The sequence below is a fragment of the Pseudomonas sp. RIT-To-2 genome (assembly GCF_029623465.1).
Lineage (GTDB): Bacteria > Pseudomonadota > Gammaproteobacteria > Pseudomonadales > Pseudomonadaceae > Aquipseudomonas > Aquipseudomonas silvicola.
Map to the genome: position 1 here is coordinate 1 of NZ_JAPYKM010000006.1, position 13,469 is coordinate 13,469.

Sequence of the window (13,469 nt, forward strand, 5' to 3'; positions counted from 1 at the left end):
TACATCTGTTTCGGGCCAGTTATGTCTGTGGCATTACCTGGGCCGCCTTGTTTGTTCGCTACAAATCTCCAGTGTACAAACAAGGCGGAACAGGTAATGCCACAGACATAATTGGCCCGAAACAAATGTGGGACCGGGCTTGCCCGGGAAGCGCCGCGCGGGCGGCGCTCGATCTCAAGGGCGCCAGAAAGCCCGAGACATGCGCCTGGTGGCCTTCATGCAATCTCCAGACATGCAGCCTCCATCCCTCCAAAAACCAAAAAGGGCAGGCCTACCGGCCCGCCCCTCCTTTCCCGTCACCCCACGCTACAGGCTAGGAAACGCAAACTGCGAAGCCTCATGGCTGGCCCGCTGCGGCCAGCGCTGGGTGATCGCTTTGCGCCGGGTGTAGAACCGCACCCCGTCCGGGCCATACGCATGCAAGTCACCAAACAACGACCGCTTCCACCCGCCAAAGCTGTGGTAAGCCACCGGTACCGGCAGTGGCACGTTCACGCCCACCATGCCTACCTCGATCTCGTCACAGAACAACCGCGCCGCTTCACCGTCACGGGTAAAGATGCAGGTGCCGTTGCCGTATTCGTGGTCATTGATCAGCGTCATCGCCGCTTCCAGGCTGTTCACCCGGACGATGCACAACACCGGGCCGAAGATCTCTTCCTTATAGATGCGCATCTCCGGGGTGACGTTATCGAACAGGCAGCCGCCCAGGAAGAACCCGTCTTCATTACCCGGTACCACCAGGCTACGGCCATCGACCACCAGTTTGGCGCCTGCCTGGACGCCGTCTTCGACGTAACCGGCGACCTTGTCACGGGCCTGGCCGGTGACAAGGGGGCCCATGTCCAGGCCACATGACGTGCCAGCGCCAATCTTCAGCGCCTTGATCTGCGGTACCAGCTTGGCCACCAGGGCGTCAGCCACCTGGTCACCCACGCACACGGCCACCGAGATGGCCATGCAGCGTTCGCCGCACGAACCATAAGCTGCGCCCATCAGCGCGCTGACGGCATTGTCCAGGTCGGCGTCGGGCATCAGCACGGCGTGGTTCTTCGCACCGCCCAGTGCCTGCACGCGTTTGCCGCGCTTGGTGCCTTCGCTGTAGATGTACTCGGCAATCGGCGTGGAGCCCACGAAGCTCAGGGCTTTGACTTCCGGTGCCTGGATCAGCGCGTCTACCGCTACCTTGTCGCCGTGCACCACGTTCAGCACGCCCGCGGGCAGGCCTGCTTCCAGCAGCAGTTGGGCAATGAACAGCGTGGAGCTTGGGTCGCGCTCCGACGGTTTGAGGATGAAGCAGTTACCGCAGGCGATGGCCAGTGGGTACATCCACAACGGCACCATGGCCGGGAAGTTGAACGGAGTGATGCCGGCGACCACGCCCAGGGGCTGGAAGTCGGACCAGGCGTCGATGTTCGGCCCTACGTTGCGGCTGTACTCGCCCTTGAGGATTTCCGGGGCCGCGCTGGCGTATTCGACGTTCTCGATGCCGCGTTTCAGTTCGCCGGCGGCGTCTTCCAGGGTCTTACCGTGTTCTTCACTGATCAACTGCGAGATTTTCCCTTCGTTCTGCTCCAGCAACTGCTTGAAGCGGAACATCACCTGGGCACGCTTGGCCGGTGGGGTATTGCGCCACGCCGGGAAGGCAGCCTTGGCCGAATCGATGGCCTGCTGCACGGTTTGCAGGTCGGCGAGCTGGAGCTTGTGGATAACCTGGCCGGTGGACGGGTTGTAGACGTCGGCGGTGCGGTCGCCGCCGGAAACCAGGTCACCATTGATCAGGTGCTGAATGCTGCTCATGTAGGACTCCTGAGGAATGCGCTGAAGAGCGGGTAGGCCCGCTCTTCTTATATAGAAGGATCAGTCGATGGCGTTGACGGCCTGGCCAACCGCGTCGAACAGGCGATCCAGGTCCTGGGCCTTGGCGTTGAAGGTAGGCCCGAACTGCAAGGTGTCACCGCCGAAGCGTACGTAGAAGCCGGCTTGCCACAGCTTCATCGAGGCCTCGTAGGGGCGCACGATGGCGTCGCCGTCACGCGGGGCCAGTTGAATGGCGCCGGCCAGGCCGAAGTTGCGGATGTCGACCACGTGCTTGCTGCCCTTGATGCCGTGCAAAACCTGCTCGAAGTGCGGTGCCAGTTCGGCGGCCTGTTGCACCAGGTTTTCCTTTTGCAGCAGGTCCAGCGCGGCCAGGCCAGCGGCGCAGGCCACCGGGTGCGCCGAGTAGGTGTAACCGTGGGGGAATTCCACGGCGTACTCAGGGGTGGGCTGGTTCATGAAGGTCTGGTAGATCTCGGTGCTGGCGATCACCGCACCCATGGGGATGGCGCCGTTGGTGACTTGCTTGGCGATGCACATCAGGTCCGGGGTGACGCCGAAGGTATCGGCACCGAACATGTTGCCGGTACGCCCGAAGCCGGTGATGACTTCATCGAAGATCAGCAGAATGTTGTGCTGGGTGCAGATTTCGCGCAGGCGCTTGAGGTAGCCAACCGGTGGTGGCAGTACACCGGCGGAACCGGCCATGGGCTCGACGATGACAGCGCCGATGTTCGAGGCGTCGTGCAGTTCGATCAGTTTCAGCAGCTCATCGGCCAGGGCGATACCGCCTTGCTCGGGGGCGCCCTTGGAGAAGGCGTTGGCGGCCAGCACAGTGTGCGGCAGGTGGTCGACGTCCATCAATTGGCCGAACATTTTGCGGTTGCCATTGACGCCGCCCAGGCTGGTGCCGGCGATGTTCACGCCGTGGTAGCCGCGGGCGCGGCCGATCAGCTTGGTCTTGGTGGCCTGGCCTTTCAGGCGCCAGTAGGCGCGCACGATCTTGACCGCAGTGTCGCAGCACTCGGAGCCGGAGTTGGTGTAGAACACGTGGTTCAGTTCACCCGGGGTCAACTCGGTGATTTTCTCGGCCAGCTGGAACGACAACGGATGGCCGTATTGGAAGGCTGGCGAGTAGTCGAGCACACCCAACTGGCGGGCCACGGCTTCCTGAATTTCCTTGCGGGTGTGGCCAGCGCCACAGGTCCACAGGCCCGACAGGCTGTCGTAGATCTTGCGGCCCTTGTCGTCGGTGAGGTAACTGCCCTCGGCTGCCACGATGATTCGCGGGTCGCGCTGGAAGCTTCTGTTCGCGGTGTAGGGCATCCAGTGGGCGTCCAGCTTCAACTGACTGGCGATTCCGTTAGGCGCGGTTTCCGGCATGTTCATCGTGCAAACCTCGATCGAGTGTTGAGGGGCGTTGTTGCAGCTACGTTGTCACGGCGCTAAAGTCTGAAAAACCCAACTCTTCTAATCTTTGGTTAGGCGATGACTAAACTATGAGCCGACGTCCCGATCCCCTGGCGCAGGTCAGCGATTTCGATATTCGCCTGCTGAAGATTTACCGCAGCGTGGTGGAATGCGGTGGTTTCTCTGCCGCCGAGAACGTGCTGGGCATTGGCCGCTCGGCGATCAGCCAGCAGATGAGCGACCTGGAGCAGCGCCTTGGCCTGCGCTTGTGCCAACGTGGCCGTGCCGGTTTTTCCCTGACCGAGGAAGGCCGCGAGGTGTACCACTCGGCGCTGCAACTGTTGAGCGCCATCGAGAGTTTCCGCACCGAAGTGAATGGCCTGCACCAGCACCTGCGCGGTGAGTTGAACATCGGCCTGACCGATAACCTGGTCACGCTGCCGCACATGCGCATTACCCACGCGCTGGCCCAGCTCAAGGACCGCGGCCCCGACGTGCGCATCCAGATCCGCATGATCGCCCCCAGCCAGGTGGAACAAGGGGTGTTGGACGGCAGCCTGCACGTGGGCGTGGTACCCCAGGCCAGTCCGCTGTCGGGGTTGGAGTACGCCCCGCTGTACAGCGAGCGTTCGCTGCTGTACTGCGCTGTCGGCCACCCGCTGTTCTATGCCGCCGATGCCGAACTGGACGATGAGCGCCTGAACCAGCAGGACGCCATCGCCCCGACCTTCCGCTTGCCTGCGCAGATCCAGGCCCATTACCAGGCGCTCCATTGCACCGCCAGTGCATCGGACCGCGAAGGCATGGCGTTTCTGATCCTGACGGGACGCTTCATTGGCTACCTGCCCGACCACTACGCCAGCTTCTGGGTGCAACAGGGCCGGTTGCGCGCCTTGAAACCCGCCGAGCGTTTCTATGACCTGAGCCTGTCCTGGGTCACCCGCAAAGGCAGGCGCCCACATTTGGTGCTGGAAAGCTTTCTGGAGAGTCTGGCGGCTACACGCTAGTGCACCCAGGGGGCATTGGGCACCCGCCGGGCCTCAAGGCACAGCATGATAAAAATCCGTCAATCCATTGATCTGCAAGGGCTGCAGGTCAAACATACATTTCAAACCTGAGCAGTTGGACAGCTTTTTGCAACAGGGAATGTCACCTGATACACGACCCTGTGCCGAGAGCCTCCCATGTCACCAGAATCATCGTCGCCCAACGAACTGATCTACGGCCTCAACGACCGCCCCAACCCCATGGCCGCCGTGCTCGCCGCGCTGCAGCATGTGCTGGCCAGCTTCGTGGGCATCATCACCCCACCGTTGATCATCGGGTCGGCCCTGGGCCTGACCGAGCACCTGCCCTACCTGATCAGCATGGCGTTGATGGTCTCGGGCATCGGTACCTTCATTCAGGCCCGCCGGCCCTTCGGTATCGGTGCCGGGATGATCTGCCTGCAGGGCACCAGCTTCGCCTTCCTCGGGGCTGTGTTGTCCGCCGGGTTCATGGTCAAGCAACGTGGCGGCAGCCCGGAAGACATCATGGCGATGATTTTCGGTGTGTGCTTCTTCGGCGCGGCGGTGCAGATCGTGCTCAGCCGCTTCATCGGCCAGTTGCGCCGGGTGATCACACCGCTGGTGACCGGCATCGTCATTACCCTGATCGGCATCAGCCTGATCAAGGTGGGCATGACCGACCTGGGCGGGGGCTTCAACGCGCCGGACTATGGCGCCCCCGGCAACCTGGCGCTGGGTGCGTTCGTGTTGCTGGTGATCATTTTGCTCAACCGCTCCAGCACGCCGTGGGTACGGCTGTCGGCGATCATCATCGGCCTGGCGGTGGGCTGCATCGCCGCCTGGTTCAGCGGCAAGCTGGTGCCCCAGGCCCTGCCCGCCCTGCCGCTGGTGAGCCTGCCGGTACCCTTCAAATTCGGTTTCAATTTCGACTGGGCAGCCTTCTTTCCGGTGGCACTGATCTACCTGATCAGCACCATCGAGACCGTGGGCGACCTGACCGCCAATTGCATGCTCTCACGCCAGCCCATCAGCGGGCCCGGCTATATCAACCGGCTCAAGGGCGGTGTGCTGGGTGACGGCATCAGCTGCATGCTGGCCGCGACCTTCAGCGCCTTTCCCAACACCACCTTTGCCCAGAACAATGGCGTGATCCAGCTTACCGGCGTGGCCAGCCGCTACGTTGGCCTGTACATCGGCGCGATCCTGTTCCTGCTGGGCCTGGTGCCGGTGATCGGCGCGGTGCTGCAGCAGATCCCCAAACCGGTACTGGGCGGCGCTACCCTGGTGATGTTCGGCAGTGTCGCGGCCGCTGGCGTGCGCATTCTGGCCCAGGGCCCGCTGGACCGGCGCAACATGCTGATCATCGCTACCTCGTTCGGCGTGGGCCTGGGCGTGGCCGCGCAACCGACCCTGCTGCACCTGCTGCCCAAGCTGGTACAGAACCTGTTCGACTCGGCCATCACCAGTGGCGGCATCACGGCCTTGGTGATGTGCCTGCTGCTGCCGGAGGGAAAGCCTGAGGCCAGCACGCCGCGGATGGAAAGCGAGCCGGTTGAAACTCACGTTTGAAGGTTTTCCCCCGCGGGCCTTGTCTGATTCGTGTGGGTGCGTTATCAACGCACCATGATGCACCCACACGATCTGTTCGGAACCGCCCCATGACCCTTGATGTCCCCGCACACAGCGCCCATGCCTCCGGCAAACCCGCCAGCCGTATCCGTCAGAAAAACGAAGAAACCATCATCAAGGCCGCTGAGGACGAGTTCGCTCGACACGGCTTCAAGGGCACCAGCATGAACACCATCGCCCTCAACGCCGGGCTGCCCAAGGCCAACCTGCATTACTACTTCACCAACAAGCTCGGCCTGTACATCGCGGTGCTGAGCAACATCCTGGAATTGTGGGACAGCACCTTCAACACCCTCACCGTGGACGATGACCCGGCCCAGGCGCTGACCCGCTACATCCGCGCCAAGATGGAATTCTCCCGGCGCCAGCCCCAGGCCTCACGCATTTTCGCCATGGAGATCATCAGTGGCGGCCATTGCCTGAACGAATACTTCAACCAGGACTACCGCGCCTGGTTCCAGGGTCGTGCCGGGGTGTTCCAGGCCTGGATAGATGCTGGCAAGATGGACCCCGTGGACCCCGTGCACCTGATCTTCCTGCTGTGGGGCAGCACCCAGCACTACGCCGACTTCGCCACGCAGATCTGCCGTGTCACCGGGCGCACGCGCCTGACCAAACAGGATTTCGAGGAAGCCGGCGAGCAACTGAGCCGTATAATCCTCAAAGGCTGTGGCCTTACCCCTGTTCAATGACTGTCTGCGCGGACCTGCCCTGAATGCCTTCTACCCTGCTGGGCCCTTGCGAATTTCGTGAAGAAATCCGCAAGAGCCGCTTCATCACCCTCGCCGCCCCCATCGGCAGCGTCGCCGACGCCCAGGCGTTCATCGACCAGCACAGCGTGCCCGACGCTACCCACAATTGCTGGGCATGGAAACTGGGCGAACAGTACCGCAGCAATGATGACGGCGAACCCGGCGGCACCGCGGGGCGGCCGATATTGGCGGCCATTGAAGCGCAGGACTGCGACCAGGTCGTGGTGCTGGTGATTCGCTGGTATGGCGGCATTCAGCTGGGCACCGGCGGCTTGGCCAGGGCGTATGGCGGCGGTGCCAACAAGTGCCTGCAACAGGCCGAGAAACGCGTGCTGGTCAGCCGCATCCCATTGCATTGTTCGTGCGCTTTCAGTGAGCTGGCGCTGGTGAAGTTGCGGGTGGCGGAACTGGACGGGTTGGTGGTGAGCGAAGACTTCACCGCCAACGGGGTGGATGTGCAGTTGGCCTTGGGGCGCGAGCGTGTGCCCCAGTTGCAACAGCAGCTAGCGGACCTGAGCCGCGGGCGGATCTTGCTGGAAACGACCGAATCACCCTGACTCCCACAGAACTGGCAGTGCTGGGACCGGAGTTGCCCACATCTACTGTGCACCCGGCTGTGGATAAGCTCTGCGCAAGCCCCGCCAGCCCTTGCAGAACAAGGCCTGCAGGGAATTGATCATTTTTTGATCATGCCGCTTGTCCACAGCCGAAATGAACGCCGGATCAACCACTTATACACAGTTAGCACCATTCGAAGATACTGCTTCCCGCCTTATACCCCGCCTTCCACGTTTCGCACAAAAACGGTGGAGCAATCTGTGGATAACCCGTGCAAGCCTGCGCTAGCCGCTGGCTGTGCCGTCATTTCAGGCAATTGATCGTTTTTTGACCAGCACCCTTCTGAGGCGACCCTGCCCCGTGCCGCCCAGCGTTGGTGCCCTGCAATACCCCGCTAGACGCCGCAGAGGCCCTGCCCAGCATTTCCTGACCCCCTGGCCAGGAAATTGCTTATGCAGCCACGTCCCTTTGCAACCGAGGCTGTCATGCCCAACCCTGCGAACACCCCGCGCCTGCAACTGCGCGGCATCACCAAGCGCTACCCTGGCTGCCTGGCCAACGACCAGGTCGACCTGAGCCTGCAACCGGGCGAGATTCGTGCGCTGCTCGGCGAGAACGGTGCCGGCAAAAGCACCCTGATGAAGATCATCTACGGCGTCACCCAGGCCGACAGCGGCAGTGTGCTGTGGCAAGGCCAGCCCGTGCACCTGCGCAACCCCGGCCAGGCCCGGCAATTGGGCATCGGCATGGTGTTCCAGCATTTTTCCCTGTTCGAAACCCTGACCGTGGCGCAGAACATCGCCCTGGCCATGGGCCCGGGGCAGACGCCGGCGCAACTTGAGCCACGCATTCGCGAAGTCTCGGCGCGTTACGGCATGCCGCTTGAGCCGGACCGGCTGGTGCACAGCCTGTCCATCGGCGAGCGCCAGCGGGTGGAGATCGTGCGTTGCTTGATGCAGGACATTCGCTTGCTGATTCTCGACGAACCGACCTCGGTGCTGACACCCCAGGAAGCCGACGATCTGTTCGTGACCCTGCGCCGCCTGGCCAGCGAAGGCTGCAGCATTCTGTTCATCAGCCACAAACTGGGCGAGGTACGCGCCTTGTGTCACAGCGCCACGGTACTGCGCGGTGGGCGCGTGTCGGGCCATTGCGTACCCGCTGATTGCACTGACCTGGAACTGGCGCGGCTGATGGTGGGCGATGCCGAAGGCCTTGTAGCGCATTACCCGAAGGCGCAAGGCGGTGCGCCGTTCCTGCAGGTGGCCGGACTGGACTGGACCAACCCCGACCCGTTCGGGTGTTCATTGCGCCAGTTGGACTTGCAGGTGAACAGTGGCGAGATCGTCGGTATCGCCGGCGTGGCTGGCAACGGCCAGGATGAATTGCTGGCCCTGCTCAGCGGTGAACAGCGGGCGCCAGCGCCTGCCAGCATCCGGTTCGCCGGCCAGCCCGTGGGGCACCTGCGCCCCGACCAGCGCCGCGCCCAGGGGTTGGCCTTCGTGCCGGCCGAGCGCCTGGGCCATGGTGCCGTGCCGGAGATGAGCCTGGCCGACAACGCCCTTCTCACTGCTTTCCAGCAAGGGCTGGTAGCCAAGGGCATGGTGCGCACCCGCAAGGTGCTGGCCCTGGCCGACGAGATCATTCGCCGCTTCGCGGTGAAAACGCCTGACGCCCAGGCCCCTGCCCGCAGCCTGTCAGGCGGCAACCTGCAGAAATTCATCCTGGGCCGCGAGATTCTCCAGCAGCCAAAATTGCTGGTGGCCGCCCACCCGACCTGGGGCGTGGACGTGGGCGCCGCCGCCACCATTCACCGCGCACTGATTGCCCTGCGTGATGCCGGCGCGGCGATCCTGGTGATCTCCGAAGACCTGGACGAACTGTTCCAGATCAGCGACCGCCTGGGCGCCCTCAGCGGCGGCCGCCTCAGCCCCTTGCAAGCCACCGCCGCCACTACCCAGGTGGAGTTGGGCGGCTGGATGGCCGGGCGCTTTGCCGATACCTCTACCCCCACGCCTGCCCTGGCCGGTTAACGGAGCCTTTCATGTTGCTTTCCCTCGAACCCCGCGGCCAGCAGTCGCGCCTGATGCTCTGGTGCTCACCGCTGCTGGCCGCGCTGCTGACCCTGGCGTGCGGCTCGCTGCTGTTCATTGCCTTGGGGCATGAGCCGCTGCCTACCTTGCACACCTTGCTGATCGAACCGGTCAGTGACCTGTACGGCGTCGGCGAACTGTTGGTCAAGGCCTTGCCAATCCTGATGTGTGCCCTGGGCCTGGCCGTGGCGTACCAGGCACGTATCTGGAACATCGGTGCCGAAGGCCAGTTGCTGATCGGCGCCTTGGGCGGCAGCGCGCTGGCGGTGAATATCATCGGCATGGACAGCCGGTGGGCCCTGGTGATGGTGCTAGTGGCGGGCACCCTGGCCGGGGCCGCGTGGGCCGGGCTGACGGCCTGGTTGCGCACCCATTTCAACGCCAATGAAATCCTTACCAGCATCATGCTCAACTACATCGCCCTGAACCTGTTGCTGTATTTCGTGCACGGTCCGTTGCGCGACCCGGCCGGCTTCAACTTCCCGCAGTCAGCCATGTTCGGCGATGCCAGCCGTCTGCCGCTGGTATTCGAAGGCGGGCGCCTGCACGCCGGGCTGTACTTCGCCCTGCTGGCACTGGTGGCGGTGTGGGTACTGTTGCAAAAAAGCTTCGTCGGTTTTCAGATCAAGGTCCTGGGCCTGGACCAGCGTGCCGCCGGTTTCGTCGGCTTTCGGGAAAAGCGTCTGGTGTGGCTCGCCTTGTTGATCAGCGGTGCGCTGGCGGGGCTCGCCGGTGTGTGCGAAGTCACCGGCCCCATTGGCCAGCTGGTGCCCCAGGTCTCACCCGGTTACGGCTACGCCGCCATCACCGTGGCCTTTCTGGGCCGCCTGAACCCCATTGGCATTGTGTTCTCCAGCCTGTTGATGGCCCTGCTATACCTGGGTGGCGAAAACGCCCAGATGGCCATGAACCTGCCCCAGGCCATTACCCAGTTGTTCCAGGGCATGATGCTGTTCTTTCTGCTGGCCTGTGACGTGCTGATCCTTTATCGCCCCCGCCTGAAGCTGCGCTGGGCCCGCCGTACCGCTGCGGTCGCAACCGCTGGAGCGCTGTGATGGATATCGACCTGCTGAGCAATATTCTCTTCGCCATGGTGCGCTGCGGCACGCCGCTGCTGTTGGTGGCGTTGGGTGAACTGGTGTGCGAGAAGAGCGGCGTACTCAACCTGGGCCAGGAAGGCATGATGCTGTTCGGCGCGGTGGTAGGTTTCATCGTCGCCTTCAGCAGCGGCAACCTGTGGCTGGGCGTGGTGCTGGCGATGGTCGCCGGCATGCTGCTGTCTTCACTGTTCGCCCTGGTGGCGCTGGTGTTCAATGCCAACCAGGTGGCCACGGGGCTGGCGTTGACCATCTTCGGCGTGGGCCTGTCGACGTTCGTGGGCGCGCCCTGGGTGGGCAAGCCGCTGACCGGTTTCGAACCGGTGGCCATCCCCGTGCTCAGCAGTATTCCGCTGCTGGGCCGCATGCTGTTTACCCAGGATGTGCTGGTGTACCTGTCGTTCGCCCTGTTCGCGCTGGTGGCCTGGGTCGTACTCAAAAGCCGGGTGGGGCTGATCGTCCAGGCGGTGGGCGAAAACCCTGACGCCGCCAGCGCCATGGGCCTGCCGGTGCTGCGGGTACGTACCCTGGCGGTGTTGTTCGGCGGGGCCATGGCGGGGCTGGCGGGGGCTTACCTGTCGCTGGCCTACACGCCCATGTGGGCGGAGAACATGAGCGCCGGCCGTGGCTGGATCGCCCTGGCGCTGGTGGTGTTCGCCAGTTGGCGGGTATGGCGGGTGCTGCTGGGGGCTTATCTGTTTGGCCTGGCCAGCATCCTGCACCTGGTGGCGCAAGGCATCGGTCTGTCGATTCCCTCCAACCTGCTGGCGATGCTGCCGTATGTGGCGACGATCGTGGTGCTGGTGCTGCTGTCACGCGATGCGGTACGCACCCGGCTGTATGCCCCGGTGTCGCTGGGCCAGCCGTGGCAGCCCGGGCATTGAGTTTAGCCGCGCCTGCAAGGGTCCACAGAGCGCCAGCAGTAGGGGTATGCTGGTGCTCTTTGCCTGCCAAGGAACCTCAATCATGAGCAAGAACGCATTGATCATCGGCGCTTCCCGCGGCCTGGGCCTGGGGCTGGTGCAGCGCCTGCAGGAAGACGGCTGGAACGTCACCGCCACGGTGCGCAACCTGCACGCCGCCGACGCCCTGCGCGCGGTGCCCGGGGTACGCATCGAGAAACTGGACATGGATGATGCCGGGCAACTGGCGGCCTTGAGCCAGACGCTGAAGGGCGAGACCTTCGACCTGCTGTTCGTCAACGCCGGGGTCAAGGGCCCCGCCGACCAGAGCGCGGACAAGGTCAGCCCGGAAGACATCGGCGCGCTGTTCTACACCAACGCCGTGGCGCCGATTCGCCTGGCGCGACACCTCAGCGGCCAGGTAAACCCCAAGGGTGGCGTGATCGCCTTCATGAGTTCGGTGCTGGGCAGCGTGACCATCCCCGACGCCGCGGACCTGGCACTGTACAAAGCCAGCAAGGCAGCGCTGAACTCCATGACCAGCACCTTCGTCAGCACCCTGGGCGACACCACGCTGACCGTGCTCAGCCTGCACCCGGGCTGGGTGAAGACCGACATGGGCGGCGAAGGCGCCGACCTGGATGTGGAAACCAGCACCCGCGGCCTGATCGACCAGGTCAACGCGTACGCCGGCAAGGGCGGCCACCACTTCGTGAACTATCGCGGCGACACCATCCCTTGGTAGTATGCCCACGCGCCTGACGGCGCCCCTGGATCAGCAGACAGGGCAATCACTGAGCTGGCTAACCTCAACGTACTTTCAGAGGAGCCGGCTCATGCCCGCACCCCGTATCTGGATCAAGAACCCCCTGGCCCTGTTCACCGGCAATGACCTCGACGGTCGCGGCGGCCTGGTGCTGCACGGCGGCCTGATCAGCGAAGTGCTCGCCGCCGGGCAACAACCCGCGCAACCGTGCGAGCAGGTCTTCGATGCCCGCGAACACGTGGTGCTGCCGGGACTTATCAACACCCACCATCATTTCTACCAGACCCTTACCCGCGCCTGGGCGCCGGTGGTCAACGAACCGTTGTTCCCCTGGCTGAAAACCCTGTACCCGGTATGGGCGCGGTTGACCCCGGAAAAACTGGCCCTGGCCAGCAAAGTGGCCCTGGCCGAACTGCTCCTGTCAGGCTGCACCACGGCGGCCGACCACCACTACCTGTTCCCCGACGGGCTGGAACAGGCCATCGACGTGCAGGTGGAAGTGGTACGCGAGCTGGGCATGCGCGCCATGCTGACCCGCGGTTCCATGAGCCTGGGCGAGGCCGACGGCGGCCTGCCGCCGCAACAGACCGTGCAGCAGGGCGAAGTGATTCTGGCCGACAGCCAGCGGCTGGTTGAGCGCTACCATCAGCGCGGCCCCGGTGCCCGTATTCAGATAGCCCTGGCGCCTTGCTCACCGTTTTCGGTCACGCCCCAGATCATGCGCGCCAGCGCTACCATGGCCGAACAGCTGGATGTGCGCCTGCACACGCACCTGGCCGAAACCCTGGACGAAGAAGACTTCTGCCTGCAACGCTTCGGCCTGCGCACGGTGGACTACCTGGACAGCGTCGGCTGGCTGGGCCCACGCACCTGGCTGGCCCACGGCATTCACTTCAACCCCGATGAAATCGCCCGCCTGGGCGCCGCCGGTACCGGCATCTGCCACTGCCCCACTTCCAACATGCGCCTGGCCTCGGGCATCTGCCCCACCGAAGACCTGCTGGCCGCCGGCGCGCCTGTCGGGCTGGGCGTGGATGGCTCGGCGTCCAATGATGCGTCGAACATGATCCTGGAAGCCCGCCAGGCCTTGTACCTGCAACGGTTGCGCTATGGCGCCAAGGCCATTACCCCGGAAAAGGTACTGGGCTGGGCAACACGTGGCTCGGCGCGGCTGCTGGGCCGCGATGACATCGGCGAACTGGCGGTGGGCAAGCAGGCCGACCTGGCACTGTTCAAGCTGGATGAGCTGCGCTTCTCCGGCAGCCATGAACCGTTGAGCGCCTTGTTGCTGTGCGGTGCCGACAAGGCCGACCGGGTGATGGTGGGCGGCCAGTGGCGGGTGGTCGACGGCCAGGTGGAAGGGCTGGACATGCAGGGCCTGATCGCTGACCACCGCCAGGCGGCCAGGGCTCTTGTCACCCCCCTGTGACCCCATGG

Annotated in this window: 11 protein-coding genes; 9 read left to right on the plus strand and 2 right to left on the minus strand. The window is 63.9% G+C overall.

Annotated elements, in window-relative coordinates; genetic code table 11:
- Positions 1 to 306 precede the first annotated feature (306 nt).
- A complete protein-coding gene (locus tag QBK88_RS07265) occupies positions 307 to 1,800 on the minus strand; it encodes a CoA-acylating methylmalonate-semialdehyde dehydrogenase (protein WP_277961513.1) in 1,494 nt (497 codons plus the stop codon).
- Positions 1,801 to 1,860: 60 nt separating this feature from the next.
- Positions 1,861 to 3,207 (minus strand): aspartate aminotransferase family protein, encoded by a 1,347-nt coding sequence (locus tag QBK88_RS07270; RefSeq protein ID WP_277961514.1) that lies wholly within the window; start codon positions 3,205 to 3,207, stop codon positions 1,861 to 1,863.
- A 110-nt stretch (positions 3,208 to 3,317) separates the two neighbouring features.
- Between QBK88_RS07270 and QBK88_RS07275 the strand changes: the two genes are divergently transcribed.
- The 9 genes from QBK88_RS07275 to QBK88_RS07315 all read left to right on the plus strand — a co-directional run bounded on the left by QBK88_RS07275 (position 3,318) and on the right by QBK88_RS07315 (position 13,461).
- A complete protein-coding gene (locus QBK88_RS07275; RefSeq protein ID WP_268145779.1) occupies positions 3,318 to 4,235 on the plus strand; it encodes a LysR family transcriptional regulator in 918 nt (305 codons plus the stop codon).
- 177 nt (positions 4,236 to 4,412) lie between these two features.
- A complete protein-coding gene (locus tag QBK88_RS07280) occupies positions 4,413 to 5,804 on the plus strand; it encodes a nucleobase:cation symporter-2 family protein (RefSeq protein WP_277961515.1) in 1,392 nt (463 codons plus the stop codon).
- A gap of 89 nt (positions 5,805 to 5,893) precedes the next feature.
- Positions 5,894 to 6,556 carry a TetR/AcrR family transcriptional regulator gene (locus tag QBK88_RS07285; RefSeq protein ID WP_158158265.1) on the plus strand — a complete coding sequence of 221 codons (663 nt, stop codon included), beginning with the start codon at positions 5,894 to 5,896 and terminating at the stop codon, positions 6,554 to 6,556.
- Between the two features lie 23 nt (positions 6,557 to 6,579).
- Positions 6,580 to 7,173: an IMPACT family protein gene (locus QBK88_RS07290; protein ID WP_277961516.1), complete on the plus strand. Its 594-nt coding sequence runs from the start codon at positions 6,580 to 6,582 to the stop codon at positions 7,171 to 7,173.
- 486 nt (positions 7,174 to 7,659) lie between these two features.
- Positions 7,660 to 9,207, plus strand: a complete 1,548-nt coding sequence (locus QBK88_RS07295) for an ABC transporter ATP-binding protein (protein ID WP_277961517.1) — start codon at positions 7,660 to 7,662, stop codon at positions 9,205 to 9,207.
- An 11-nt stretch (positions 9,208 to 9,218) separates the two neighbouring features.
- Positions 9,219 to 10,322: an ABC transporter permease gene (locus QBK88_RS07300; RefSeq protein WP_277961518.1), complete on the plus strand. Its 1,104-nt coding sequence runs from the start codon at positions 9,219 to 9,221 to the stop codon at positions 10,320 to 10,322.
- Positions 10,322 to 11,248, plus strand: a complete 927-nt coding sequence (locus tag QBK88_RS07305; protein ID WP_277961519.1) for an ABC transporter permease — start codon at positions 10,322 to 10,324, stop codon at positions 11,246 to 11,248. Before QBK88_RS07300 ends, QBK88_RS07305 begins: the two co-directional genes overlap by 1 nt.
- An 82-nt stretch (positions 11,249 to 11,330) precedes the next feature.
- Positions 11,331 to 12,011 carry an SDR family oxidoreductase gene (locus tag QBK88_RS07310; RefSeq protein ID WP_277961520.1) on the plus strand — a complete coding sequence of 227 codons (681 nt, stop codon included), beginning with the start codon at positions 11,331 to 11,333 and terminating at the stop codon, positions 12,009 to 12,011.
- Between the two features lie 91 nt (positions 12,012 to 12,102).
- Positions 12,103 to 13,461 (plus strand): 8-oxoguanine deaminase, encoded by a 1,359-nt coding sequence (locus QBK88_RS07315; protein ID WP_277961521.1) that lies wholly within the window; start codon positions 12,103 to 12,105, stop codon positions 13,459 to 13,461.
- Positions 13,462 to 13,469 lie beyond the last annotated feature (8 nt).

What these genes read in the sequence shown, in the direction of transcription:
- QBK88_RS07295 (WP_277961517.1), top strand. Translation starts at nt 7,660, where the DNA reads ATGCCCAACCCTGCGAACACCCCGCGCCTGCAACTGCGCGGCATCACC.
- QBK88_RS07270 (WP_277961514.1), bottom strand. Translation starts at nt 3,207, where the DNA reads ATGAACATGCCGGAAACCGCGCCTAACGGAATCGCCAGTCAGTTGAAG.
- QBK88_RS07290 (WP_277961516.1), top strand. Translation starts at nt 6,580, where the DNA reads ATGCCTTCTACCCTGCTGGGCCCTTGCGAATTTCGTGAAGAAATCCGC.
- QBK88_RS07275 (WP_268145779.1), top strand. Translation starts at nt 3,318, where the DNA reads ATGAGCCGACGTCCCGATCCCCTGGCGCAGGTCAGCGATTTCGATATT.
- QBK88_RS07310 (WP_277961520.1), top strand. Translation starts at nt 11,331, where the DNA reads ATGAGCAAGAACGCATTGATCATCGGCGCTTCCCGCGGCCTGGGCCTG.
- QBK88_RS07315 (WP_277961521.1), top strand. Translation starts at nt 12,103, where the DNA reads ATGCCCGCACCCCGTATCTGGATCAAGAACCCCCTGGCCCTGTTCACC.
- QBK88_RS07265 (WP_277961513.1), bottom strand. Translation starts at nt 1,800, where the DNA reads ATGAGCAGCATTCAGCACCTGATCAATGGTGACCTGGTTTCCGGCGGC.
- QBK88_RS07300 (WP_277961518.1), top strand. Translation starts at nt 9,219, where the DNA reads ATGTTGCTTTCCCTCGAACCCCGCGGCCAGCAGTCGCGCCTGATGCTC.
- QBK88_RS07305 (WP_277961519.1), top strand. Translation starts at nt 10,322, where the DNA reads ATGGATATCGACCTGCTGAGCAATATTCTCTTCGCCATGGTGCGCTGC.
- QBK88_RS07280 (WP_277961515.1), top strand. Translation starts at nt 4,413, where the DNA reads ATGTCACCAGAATCATCGTCGCCCAACGAACTGATCTACGGCCTCAAC.
- QBK88_RS07285 (WP_158158265.1), top strand. Translation starts at nt 5,894, where the DNA reads ATGACCCTTGATGTCCCCGCACACAGCGCCCATGCCTCCGGCAAACCC.